General features: G+C 56.3%; 8 protein-coding genes. 4 read left to right on the top strand and 4 right to left on the bottom strand.

Going from position 1 to position 11,978, the window contains the following annotated elements:
- Window positions 1–76 precede the first annotated feature (76 nt).
- The 4 genes from MA04_RS18130 (at window position 77) to MA04_RS18115 (ending at window position 7,566) form a co-directional block, all read left to right on the top strand.
- The gene (locus MA04_RS18130) at window positions 77–1,441 is read left to right on the top strand and encodes a Fic family protein (protein ID WP_063141722.1); all 1,365 of its coding nucleotides are present in this window, start codon (window positions 77–79) and stop codon (window positions 1,439–1,441) included.
- A 137-nt stretch (window positions 1,442–1,578) separates the two neighbouring features.
- Window positions 1,579–1,860, top strand: a complete 282-nt coding sequence (locus MA04_RS18125; protein WP_022995849.1) for an addiction module antidote protein — start codon at window positions 1,579–1,581, stop codon at window positions 1,858–1,860.
- Window positions 1,861–2,566: 706 nt separating this feature from the next.
- Window positions 2,567–3,898 (top strand): outer membrane protein transport protein, encoded by a 1,332-nt coding sequence (locus MA04_RS18120; RefSeq protein WP_262462008.1) that lies wholly within the window; start codon window positions 2,567–2,569, stop codon window positions 3,896–3,898.
- A 14-nt stretch (window positions 3,899–3,912) separates the two neighbouring features.
- Window positions 3,913–7,566 carry an Ig-like domain-containing protein gene (locus MA04_RS18115; RefSeq protein WP_262462006.1) on the top strand — a complete coding sequence of 1,218 codons (3,654 nt, stop codon included), beginning with the start codon at window positions 3,913–3,915 and terminating at the stop codon, window positions 7,564–7,566.
- 448 nt (window positions 7,567–8,014) lie between these two features.
- On the opposite strand, the gene MA04_RS18110 is transcribed toward MA04_RS18115, so the two are convergent.
- The 4 genes from MA04_RS18110 to MA04_RS18095 all read right to left on the bottom strand — a co-directional run bounded on the left by MA04_RS18110 (window position 8,015) and on the right by MA04_RS18095 (window position 11,423).
- Window positions 8,015–8,563 (bottom strand): hypothetical protein, encoded by a 549-nt coding sequence (locus tag MA04_RS18110; protein WP_262462004.1) that lies wholly within the window; start codon window positions 8,561–8,563, stop codon window positions 8,015–8,017.
- Between the two features lie 128 nt (window positions 8,564–8,691).
- A complete protein-coding gene (locus MA04_RS18105; RefSeq protein WP_262462002.1) occupies window positions 8,692–8,856 on the bottom strand; it encodes a hypothetical protein in 165 nt (54 codons plus the stop codon).
- A 324-nt stretch (window positions 8,857–9,180) separates the two neighbouring features.
- Window positions 9,181–10,185: an Rpn family recombination-promoting nuclease/putative transposase gene (locus MA04_RS18100; RefSeq protein ID WP_262462000.1), complete on the bottom strand. Its 1,005-nt coding sequence runs from the start codon at window positions 10,183–10,185 to the stop codon at window positions 9,181–9,183.
- 281 nt (window positions 10,186–10,466) lie between these two features.
- Window positions 10,467–11,423, bottom strand: a complete 957-nt coding sequence (locus MA04_RS18095) for an Rpn family recombination-promoting nuclease/putative transposase (RefSeq protein WP_262461998.1) — start codon at window positions 11,421–11,423, stop codon at window positions 10,467–10,469.
- Between the last annotated feature and the right edge of the window lie 555 nt (window positions 11,424–11,978).

Here is an 11,978-nt window from a genome sequence, read left to right as displayed (position 1 = left end):
AAAGCGCCACTTTGGCCTTGAATTTGGCCGTATCTCTCTCATAATGGCCGTATAAATACTTATACGGCCAAATCCGATGTCCCAATATATCCGCAATCACACCAAGGCAGACCAGATACTGGATGTCCTTTGGAAGCTGTCGGCGCCGGCCAGCCTGCCGGAGATTCTTGAACACTTGCCCGAAGGGTTCGCCGAGCGTTCAACACGGCGCTGGCTGAGCCAACTGGTCGAACAAGGGCTTGTTGTCAAAAGCGGACAAAAGCGCGGCACTCGATACCGTCTGGCCGAAAGCACGGCAGCGGAAATCCGTGAGCCAGAGCCTCCTGTGTTCTTCTCTTTCAGTGACGGTGCCCGTCAGACACTTGAACGGGTGCGGCGGCCACTGCTCGATCGCCGTCCGGTGAGCTATAACGGCGACTGGCTGGAAGAATACAAACCCAACCACAGCCGCTACTTCAGCCAGGCCGACATCGACATTCTGACCGACAAGGGGCGGCGTACCGACACTCCCGAGCCCGCTGGCACCTATGCGCGGCGCATCTATAACCGGCTGTTGATTGACCTGTCCTACCATTCATCCCGGCTGGAGGGAAACACCTACTCGCTGATCGAGACACAACGCCTGCTTCTGGAAGGTACCGGCGCCACCGGAAAGCTCGATGAGGAAGCCGTGATGATCCTCAATCATAAAGAAGCGATCCGTTACCTGGTGGAGCGAGCCGGCCATATGGAGCCCAGCTACGAGGAGATCTGCACGTTACATTACCTTCTGTCCGATGGGCTGGTGCCCCCTCCCCATTCCGGCAAGATCAGGGATCATGGCGTGCGAGTCGGCGCGTCCAGTTATATCCCCCTGGACAACCCCACCACCCTGGAACGCCGCCTGCGCGGCATCACCGCAAAGGCCATGGCGATCCAGGAACCCTATGAGCAGAGTTTGTTCCTGCTGTTGCACGTGGCTTATCTGCAGGCCTTCACCGACGTCAACAAGCGCACCTCGCGTCTTGCCGCCAACATTCCGCTGATTACCCGCAACCGGGTACCGCTGTCGTTCAATGCCATCGAAAAGGACGACTACGCGTCCGCCATGCTGGCCGTCTATGAACTGAACGATCCCCGCCCCCTGATCGAACTGTACCGCGCCTCCTATCTGCGCGGCTGTCAGGAATACGACGCCACCGCCGAAGCGCTGGGCGTGGACACCATACGGGTACGCTACCGCGCACAACGCCGGGATGTACTACGCCAGATCATTCTGGAACGTCTCTCCGGCGCTGCGCTAACCACCCGTCTCAAGGAAGCCGCCCGGGCTGTCCCCGAAAACGACCGCAACGCCTACTTCGAAGACCTGGAGGAAGATATCCGGGAATTGTCGCCACAGCGCCTTGCCGGCCTCGGTGTCACCCGCGAGGATTATCAACGCTGGCGCGACGTTCAGTAGCCCGTTCCCAAAAGCCGCCGCGAGGCCCCGGGTTCAAAAGGATGTTGCCAGCCTGTGATTTATAAACCACAATCTGTTCTGGAAATCAGACAAACCGATGTATTCAAACGCTGGCGGGCCCGGGAATGGAGAAAAACGTGGATGCATTAACCCCTTACGATCCGGCGGAAGATCTCGGTTCTCCAACCGCGATCGCCACTTTCATGGCGGAAGCCTTCGCCACCGGCGATGCCGGCTACATTGCCCATGCACTGGGCGTGGTAGCCCGCGCCAAAGGCATGACGGAAATCGCCCGGCAAACCGGTCTGTCCCGCGAACAGCTTTACCGCTCCTTCAGCCAGCAAGGCAACCCGACGCTCAAAACCACGCTGGCGGTGATGAGGGCACTGGGTATTGATATGACGGTAAAACCTCGCTGATCACTTCCCTCTCTGTTCGCTGGTAGAGCTAGCTTCAGACCCGACTACAAAGCCGCTGTGGGAAGCTGGCTTGCCAGCGAATAGCCCCCTGATTCGCGAGCGAGCTCGCTTCCCACAGCGGCTCCGTCATCCCGGGCTTGACCCGTACGTCATCCCGGGCTTGACCCGGGATCTCCCTCTGGAGGGCACGTGGCTTCGGAGAAGGAGATGCCGGATCAAGTCCGGCATGACACAAGATCGAGTCCGGCATGACGTTTTTCAGAGGCGGTCTATGGTGGCCGGCCTTTTTCCTGTCCCCTTTTTAAAATACTTTCCCCCGGTCATTAATAATCCCGTCGTCGCTCGTCATTAAAGGACAGAGCGACGCTTCTTTGTCCGAAAAAGACAGGCAAACGGTAGAATAACGACACCACTTTGTTTACTTATCCCTTGTTCTTATCCTATTCACCGCTTCGCTCAGTGCCTTCCAGCCTTCCCAAAAATAACCCTAACTCCTTATTTTAAAACACTTTTTTAACCAAAAAGAAAAATCGTGACCGACCATTCTCAATCGCCGGTTATGGGCGCCGGCCGACCGCTCCTAGGCTCTGGCTGCCAATCGTAAAGACGGCCTCTTTTTTTATAAAGAAAAAAGGAAAACGCGAAAAAAGCGCAAAAAAGAAAAAGAGCAATAACGACCACAATAATCTTTGGAGGATTTCCTGAAATGATCTCCCATTCTCGACTGAAGCCCCACTTCGGGCCACGGCGCCTGGGGGCCGCGGCGCTGTTGCTTGCCCCGGCGATCGCTTGCGCGAACATGGGTAACATCGCCACCACCTACGGTGTCCTGCCCAGTGACGTCGCCACCGTCCAGGCCCTCTCCATGTTCAACACCCAGGTCTCCACCACCTACTACAACCCGGCCTTTCTCGCCCGCGACACCCGTGGCGAAATGACCGCCGGACTCATGCACGCCGATCCCAACCTCAAGGCCGACAGCCAGCAGCACGGCAAGTACAAGGTCCAGGACGATCCCACCCAGCAAATCCTGCTCGGATTACGTACCGATCTCTCCGGCATCACCGAACTCGGACAGTCCGTGGTCCTCGGCCTCTTGCTCGGCTCCGAGAAGTACTCCCAGGAACTGATGGCCTTCACCTCGCAAACCGCCCCCTACGGCCAGTACTTCAATCACGGCCGTGAGCCGCTGTTCCTGTCCCTCGGCATCGGCACCAACATCTGGCGCGGCCTCGCCATCGGCTTCGCCACCCGCGTCACCCTGCACTCCGACGCCAAGCTGGTCGCCCACACCGACCTCTCCGGCAACACCCAGTACGAGACCCTCGACGTCACCGCCAAACCGGTACTGCGGCCCATCCTCAGCATGAGCCTGGACTGGAAGGAGACCTTCTGCCCCGACGCCGACTGCTGGTACAACGGCGTGGAGACCGCCTTCGCCTTCCGCGGCTACTCCTACGCGCGCGTCAGCGTCGACGCCAACACCATCATTCCCGGCACCATCCCCGAGCCCGGTCTGTTTATTAACCTGAGCACCATCGACTCCTACCAGCCCAACACCTATGTGTTCGGCAGTCAGGTCAAAAAAGGTAAATGGCGCACCGGCGTGGCCCACGAGTTCCAGGAATGGTCCAAGCTGGAAGACAAACTCACCGCCGGCCACGACGACATCAAGGACGTGGGGGATCTGCAGTTCCGTGACACCTTTATTCCCCGCATTGGCGTGGAGTACGAGTTCGAGCCCGGTATCGGCTTCTCCGGGGGGATCGCCTATCAGGAGTCGCCGCTGGAAACCGGCGTCAACAAAGAGATCAACTATCTGGACGCCCGCCGCACCATCTTCGGCCTGGGCTTCCACGCCACCGCCCAGCGCGTCTACGGCTTCGCCCACCCGGTGCGCTTCGACCTGGCCTACCAGTACCACGCCATCGGCGAGCGGGACTTCCGTTTGATCTCCGACCAGACCGGCAAAAATGACCGCGTCAAGACCGACGGTCACGTCAATGTCTTCGCCGCCTCCATCAGCATGCAGTTTTAAGGGGGGAGAACCTTATGATTCGCGGAACCTTTAACCGGACCCTCTACGGGACCTTGTTCATAACCGCCTGCGCCACCGTCCTCACCGCCTGTGGCGGCAGTGACGGCTCCAGCATGCCCGGCAATGACGCCAACGACGCCCAGCGGCAAAGCCTGCTCTACGCCTATCCGGACGACGGCCAAAGTGAAGTGGCAATCCCCGCTCCGGTGGTATTGCGCTTCACTAGCGACATCGAGCTGGCCGCCGCTGAAAACAATATCAAACTGCGCCTTGGGGGCGCCGATGGGGACATCGTCCCCGTCACCTACAGCAAAGTGGAAGCCGATGGCCGCAGTATCCTGCTGACACCCACGGAGAAACTGCAACCGCTCACCGAGTACACCGTGACCCTGCGTGGCGTGCAACTGAGCGTGGGCAAGGCACCGAACCAGGATATCCACTTCACCACCCGCGCGCTGCAACGGGGCCCGAAATCCCTGGTGGTGGCCGACGACGACTTCACCCTCACCCGCGCCATCCCCAGCGGTGACGTCGAAGAACCGGTGATGGACTTTTCTACTTTCCGTTTCCAGTTCACTCAGCCCATCGACCCCACCAGCGCCCGCTACGGCCTCAACCCGGGCGACGGGACCACGCCGGCGGACACCGTGGCCCTGGTGAACGGCAGCGGTGAGCTGGTGGAAGCCCGCCTGCTCACCGAAGGGCCCTACATGACCCTGGACCCCGCGCCCGAGCACCTCACCCCGGGAGAGACCTACACCCTCACCCTGGGCGACGGCCTGGCCAGCACCTTCGGCAATACATTTGGTGGCCACGAACTCACCGTCACCCCGCAAGACTCATCACCGCGTGGCGAGCCGGCCATCCTGGTACAGCGCATCACCGACTCGGAAAACCGCACCCGCACCTCCCCGCTCACCGGCAAACCGGTGAACGAAGTGCCGGTGAACGCCACCCTGCTCGGCCAGGACAACGTCACCCAGGCCAGCGGCGACGTGCGCGCGGAGCTGGGCGACGTCACCGTCTATACGGATGTCACCCCGGTGCGCATCCCCGCTGATACCATCCTCAGCGGCACCAGCCTGGACGTGCTGATCGGCGGCGAAGTGCCCGCCGGCTTTGAATCCGGCGAAGTGAAAATGCACTTCCTCAGCGACGCCACCGGCTACCTGGTGCCCAACCCCTACGACACCCACAACCGCGCCGACGCCCTGCGCATCGTGCGGCTGTTCATGGATGTGGCCATCACCACCGATGAAGCCCGCGCCAACGGCGGCTTCACTCAGGACATGCTGCACATCGAACTGATCGGCGTGGGCGAAGTGGACCCGCAGGAAGGCGTGCTGAAAATCGACGCGGTCAGCGTGGTGGAGCCGGACGTGCTCGGCCAGGAATTCGCCCACGGCATGCTCAGCTTCCAGCTGGAGTCCTATAAGGATCAGCTCAATGCCCCCGCGCCGGTGCCGGACACCACGCCGTTGGAGTTTCAGAGCTGGACCTTGGGCGTGGATGGGCAGACCGGTTTGGACAAGACCGCCATGTTCAAACCCACCGACCCCATCGTATTGAATTTCACCCGCCCGCTGGACCGCCAATCCGTAACCGGCAAAGTGCACCTCTATAAGAATGAAGGTGGTGTACAAACCGAAGTGGACAGCAAGGTCACCGTGGACGGCGCGGCAATCGTGATCAAACCGGTTGATCCGCTGGAGCATCCCACCGAGACCGGGCCTTCTCTGTCCTACCAGGTCAGTCTTGATCCGGGGATTATGGATTTGCGGGGGGAGCCTTGGGTTGGGAGTTTTGATGAGGTTTTTTCATTGAGAACTCGAGCCCAGAAAAGGGACTTATATAGAAAACGGAGCGGCACCCCCGATGATCCCTGGCAGGTTCTCGCGGAAGATATAGACAAACCTCTAGACAGAAAGTCCCCATTTCTATTGGCGGTCTATCCAGGCTTTCCTTGTGCGATGGAGACCGCTGACCAGGATCTAGCAGCAGGTATCAGTGGACGTTGTAAAGGTGGTATTCAGCCCCATTCCGGCCCCGGAGATCTGGAGCCACTGCCTTTTGACGACTTTATTCCAGTATCTGATATGCCTGCAAATCGTCCAATTATCGTAGTATTTAGTAAGACGATAGACGCTGCCAGCATTGAAATTGGACGCACTTTTAAGGTGTTTGAGATTGATACGGAGGATCAGATCATAACGGATGTTGAGGGGACTCTCTCCCTAACCGAGGACATCTTGCGTTTCACCCCTTCAACTCCTTGGAAGAAGGGCGTGCTCTACCGTTATGAAGTGGCCTCCAATGGCGATATAGATACCCCTTCAGAAAATGAAGCCGAGAATAATCCAGGGGCTCTGTGTGATATAAGTACCATGGTGTGTTCCGAAGAGGGTCTGCCACTGCAAACCCAGTTGCTGGCGGAAATATCTATTCATGATGTGCCTGACTCTTTTAATCCAAATCTAGGTATTCGATATCTCCCGCACTTCATTTGGGAAGAAAAGTCACCATCCCTGACAGGCGGCGGCCCTGACTTAGTACAATATTTCCGAGGCACCCCAGGAAGTCAGTCAGTACTTCAGCTACTACGTCTAGCGGATTCAATGGACGCCAATGCTAATCTCGTCAACGATAGCTCCCCGGAAGTTATGGGCCCTCCCCCAATCTACACCTTTCCCAGCACTGGGTTGAGAATTGTGGCGGGCAGTAGCAGTTACAATCAACTACGACTGCCTAGCTATACCGTGAATGAAACCGACCTTATCATTTGGCAGCCAGACCCTACCACCGCAGATTTGGTAGACCGGAATGGCGTGCCTATGGACCCGAACGGCGTTAAGCCACCACCGAATAGTGCTAAAATTCTGAGTCGAGACATGGGGGACCGTAGCCTTGAAGAAGTGGCTGAAAAAGGCTATTCGATTAACGGAGCAGCAGGCCCCGGAGTCAATCCCGCCGACATCGCCGCTATGTCCGGCCTATTAGTTGGCTGCGGTTATGCGGCCTATGAGCCCTATGCAGATCAGACAGGCTGTGATGTAGCCGGGGAGCTTGAGTTCTTCCCCGGCTTTGAACAAAAACGCACATGCTACCAAGGCGTTCCTGCCGAGTGTCCCAGGGATAAGTTCACTTATTTAAACGGGGCCCTGTTCGCCGAAGTATCAAATGACCCTGTAGCTAATGGTGTCAAAGTGTTAATCCATCCTGGGCACATGGTCACAACATCCTTCCGCACCTTTATGAAAGGGCCACTCAGAGGGGCTCGAGGTGAAAATGTGGCGAATACAGGCTATCAGCTAATGCGGATGCGGTACGTAGATGGCGCTCCAATCGAAGCCTTGATTGAAGAAGGCCTCGACGGCCCAGAGTTAAATGCATCAGTGCCTCTCTATATGGACGCTCCCTATCTGGTCACTGATATAGTGGAAAGAAAGAGGCTACTATCAACTGCACACCATAACCTATACAGTTATCCTGTAGAGATGTCTTTAAGCGGGCCTATATCCTTTTTGGATGATGGTCGAATGATAGCGGAGCAATGGAACCTGAGTGACCTAGTGATAGAACAAAGGGTAAACGCTCCAGCGCTGTCGGCAGATTTAATTGTCCCGGCGGGAGGAACCCACATCCGCTATATCTCTGAATCAATCAAGTAACTAAATTTTTTATAAAAGTTTAGCAAACAAAATACCTTATGTACTTGTCAGGGCAAATCAGAAGGGGGGCATTAAAGCCCCCCTTCTTCAAAACGCCATCGTAGGTATCCTATTTCTTAGACGGCGACTCGAAATCAGTTCTGACGCTGTAGGATTCTCTCCATCGACATAGATGACGTCAGCCATAACCGCGCGCGGTACCGACTCATCAAAACCACCTTCAGATGTGAAACTCGGAAAACCAATAGAATAAAAAAGGCAAAACTCCACCATCGCTCGCGCTGCCGATTACCATCACTGCCGTATGATTCCTCACAGATTACGTAGCCTCGCCATCCATATGGTTTAAGGCAAGCCCTCACGCCTTTCCCATCCACAAAAATGCCCCCACATAGTGGGGGCATAATATGACTGTATGTCTTTATTTTTTTATACAGTTCTTAATGGCTTATAACACCAGAGAACATCCGAGATTTTGCAAACCATTCGCCTGAAACGCAGCGGTCGGCGGTCCCGAAAACATCCCATTTACCGGTACCACGGTGGGCACGGTCACCGTTGAACCGGCGTCGCAAGCCACCCCCATTGTTGATGTTGCAGGCCCCACTCCTGTCAATGTACCTCCAGCAAGAGGAAGACCGGAGACATGAATCACTGAAGGGTTACCCGTAGCGACAAAATCCGTATTGATCGTCCCTCCAGCAATGATCCCTGCAGTGGTGCCAAACCAAGGGAAATTCCCGACGAAGATATCGGTACACGTCGCATCCCCCTCCACAGGGCCGGCGGCGACAATTTCAACGTCCCCATCACAATTGACTTTCGCAGCCAACGTTAGCCAGCAGCTGGTAGCCCCCACACCGGAGGTCAGCTGGGTTTCCCCTTTAAACGTACACATCGCATACGGCGGTGACATAGCACTCGCACTACCTGCTGCTGCCAGAGCCACTGCGCCAGCCAAAGCCAGCATACTCGTTTTCAAGATTTTGGTACTCATGGCTAGTTCCTCCATTTATTGGTTAGCCGTGTTTCATTTCTTTTATCCAATCTGGACAGGTCGACTGCCTCCCTGGCCTGTCCCCTTCAGCCAACGGCGGGATGCCGCTGACTGCCCCCGAGGGTTGTTCACCCTTCGGCACGAACCAGATAAATAGATTCACAACAGCAAAACAATAGATTACCTGTCCCCTTAAGCACTTTTTCTTTTTTCAAAAACACAAACCCAGCAACCATGCGGCTTACAGAAAATGTACCTGGAACCTTTTTTGGATAAGAGACGGTGTCGCTCACGAAAAAACGATGCTTTTTTTGAGAGAAAAATTCAGAAAATAAAAAGGGGACAATAATAAAAGGGGGAAAAGGAAACACTTCTGGGGAAACGTCTACCGAAACCAGAGAGAAAGGTGGCTGTCTGTGTTGGGAAGAGGAATCGGAGGTAGGATCGCGTTGTCTGGTCGGTTGATGGGGTGCGTCGATTCGCTGCCTAGGCAGCTTCCCACAGGAGCTACGAAGCCGCTGTGGGAGCTAGCCTTGCTGGCGAAGGGTTCTCTTGGGGAGGAGAAAAGAATTCGCCTGCAGGCAGGCTCCTACAGGGGGTGTGAATACAGGGTGGTGCTAGTCGAAAACCGCCGCCACTGTCTCCACTTCGTAAACGCGGTCGATCCAATCTTCCAGCTGTTCCCGGCTGGCGCTGTTCAGCCTGGTTTCGATCTCCGCCGGCACTTCGCCGAAGCGGCGCCGTAGCTGGCGCAGCAGGATGTTTCGGGCTTCGGTGGTGGAGCCTTCCTGGCGACCTTCCTGACGACCTTTTTGCAGCCCTTGCCTTCGGCCTTTCTTCATGCCGGCCTCGAGGCCTTCACGCCAAAACTGAGCCTTCCATTCCCGTACTCTGTCCTCAAGCATACTGTGTGCCTCCCTTAAATTATGGACCGCTTGCCAGGGCACCTGGGAGTCCAGGCTTGGCCCACGGCGACGTAACCATTCCAGAATACCTTGCTCCAGGTATTGTTGCTCTGGATCCTTCAACCAGTCCACCAAACGCGCAATGACGCGCAGCATGTCTCTTGATGTTGCCCCGTTTTCAAGCGCGAACACCGCGGCAACCAGGTTTCTTTCTCTCAGATTACCCTTGTCTGCATAAAGCCCCTGGTCAACCAGGAAAAAACGCTGCCTGGGCAGATAGGGGTGCAATGCTTCCGGTGACTCCTGGATCAGATCATTAAGATCCGTGGCGGCACGCCAGCGCCGTCGACCGCTGTACAACACAATGGGCAGAACCGCGGGCAGGCGCCCATCCACTTCCAGTTCCCCTCGCCGAATCAGATCCTGATACAACAGTCCAAGGTATGTCTGAATCCGGACGGGCATGTAACGGTCTTCCTTGGATTGAAATTCCAGCATCAGATAGATATACAGCCACTCCCGCTTCCAGCGCACCCGCCATAAGGCGTCGTTATGCCGGGCACGCAAGTCGTCGCTGACATAGCCATCACTGACTTTCTCAAGAGAGACAAAATCAAGCTCCCGCACCCAGCTCCCCTCCATGAATCCCAGCAATAGGTCCCGCACCATCTCTGCGTGTGCGAATAAAAACTTGTAGCTGGTATCGTGATCTGTCATATCCCCTCCCCTGGCAGGACAATACTATGACAGTGAGAAACAGGCGCGGTCTGTCAGCCGAAACGGAAAGGCCTGTCAGTGGGAAAGGACAGTGAGTGTAAGAAAGGTTCGCGTCATTCGAATCAGGTCTTTCCTGGCGTACCGATTCGCTGCCTAGGCAGCTTCCCACAGGGGGGACTACGAAGCCGCTGTGGGAGCTAGCCTTGCTGGCGAAGGTTTGGGGAAGAGAGAAGAATTCGCCTGCAGGCAGGCTCCCACAGGGGTATGAATACAGGGTGGTGCTAGTCGAAACCCGCCGCTACCGTCTCTACCTCATAAACGCGCTCGATCCAGTCTTCCAGCTGCTCTCGGCTGGCGCCGTTCAGCCTGGTTTCGATCTCCGCCGGCACTTCACCGAAGCGGCGCCGTAACTGGCGCAGCAGGATGTTTCGGGCTTCGGTGGTGGAGCCTTCTTCACGTCCGGCCAGCAACCCCTCGCGACGAAACTGGGCTTTCCACACCCGCACTCTGTCTTCCAACATGCTATGAGCCTCCCTTAAAGTGTGAATTTCCTGCCAGGGCACCTGCGAGTCCAGGCGTGGGCCCCGCCGACGCAACCATTCCAAAACACCTTGCTGCAGGTGGGCTTGCCCTGCTCCTTCCAGCCAGTTTACGAGACACAAGGAAGCCCGCAACATGTCCCGCCAAGTCTCGCTGGTTTCTATCGCGAATACCGCGGCGACCAGATTTCTTTCACGCAATGCCCCCTCGCCTACCTGTATTCCCAGATCCAATAGCAAGAACTTTTGCCGGACCTGATAGGGCTTCAGTGCCTCAGGAACCTGCTGGATCAAATCACTCAGATCGGTGGAAGCACGCCAGGGCTTCCGGCCGTTGTACAACACGATGGGTAGTACCGGGGGCAAGCGCCCCGTTTCCTCCAGGGCCTCACTGCGAAGCAAATCCTGATACAACAGCCCGGTGTACGTCAGGATCCGCAACGGCATGTAGTGATCCACCTTGGACTGAAACTCCAGCATCAAATAGAGGTATACCCATTCCCGCTTCCAACGTATCCGCCAAAGAGCATCATTATGCCGGGCACGTAGATCGTCGCTAACATAGCCATCGCTTACCTTCTCCAGGGAGGCCAGATCCAGGTTCCTCACCCAGCCGCTTTCCATGAACCCCAGCAATAAATCGCGCACCATTTCGGCGTGCGCGAACAAAAACTTGTAACTGGTATCGTGATCCGTCATATCCCTCTCCCAAAAACAGAGAAGAGTATGACCACGGACGGCGGGCAGGTCTGTCAGTCAAAGCGGAAAAGGACGTCAGCTTTTGGCCAAAGCATTGTAAGTATCGACGTCATTCCTGACTTGTTCCGCAGTGGGCCACCATCCCCGAAAAAGTAGACTATGATATAGCAGGAAAAACAGAGCAACCCATTGAAGCGAATAAAGAAAATTATAAAAGAGAATGCCGCTCTTATTTGTAAGCCTGTTTTATAAAGGACCATTCGTATCAGGTCCTGCCCGGCGTGTTGATTCGCTGCCTAGGCAGCTTCTCACAGGGAGGGAGTGGGCTACGAAGCCGCTGTGGGAGCCAGCCTTGCTGGCGAAGGTTTTCTTGGGGAGGAGAAAAGAATTCGCCTGCAGGCAGGCTCCTACAGGGGGTGTGAATGCAGGGTGGTCCTAGTCGAACACCGCCTCCATGGTCTCTACTTCATAAACGCGGTCGATCCAGTCTTCCAGCTGCTCCCGGTTGACGCCGTTCAGTCTGGTTTCGATCTCCGCCGGCACGTCGCCGAAGCG

Source organism: Alloalcanivorax balearicus MACL04 (genome assembly GCF_025532145.1).
Taxonomy (GTDB): domain Bacteria; phylum Pseudomonadota; class Gammaproteobacteria; order Pseudomonadales; family Alcanivoracaceae; genus Alloalcanivorax; species Alloalcanivorax balearicus.
Note: the sequence above shows the minus strand (reverse complement) of the source record. Positions and strands in the feature narration are given on the sequence as shown.